At 41.5% G+C, this 284-nt stretch carries 1 protein-coding gene; it reads right to left on the reverse strand.

All coding sequences use genetic code 11. The features are described 5' to 3' along the window. Positions 1–284, reverse strand: a 284-nt coding sequence (locus Q0794_RS18145; protein WP_298944286.1) for a transposase, incomplete at both ends; no start/stop codon positions are given.

Genomic DNA, 284 nt, shown 5'->3' on the forward strand with positions numbered 1-284 from the left:
GTTAATTCATTATTCGCATCTTCAACGATATCAGGTACTGCGTTCATCAAAGTCGTGATACCCGTTCCAACCACTACCCCGTACTCAGACAATAAACCTCTTAACTGATTCACGTCACCGGTTCTTGTTTTTACCAATCGTTCAGCAATCCGTTGTAGTGATTGAATGTCTTGTTGCTCTGTCGATTTAACCGCAACAAAACGAACGGTTGGTCTTAATGAGGCTTCAGCAATAGCGAGAGCGTCATTGGCATCATTTTTATTGCCAATCACAAAAGGTTTAAC

The sequence above is a fragment of the uncultured Psychromonas sp. genome, assembly GCF_947489755.1.
Taxonomy (GTDB): Bacteria; Pseudomonadota; Gammaproteobacteria; order Enterobacterales; family Psychromonadaceae; genus Psychromonas.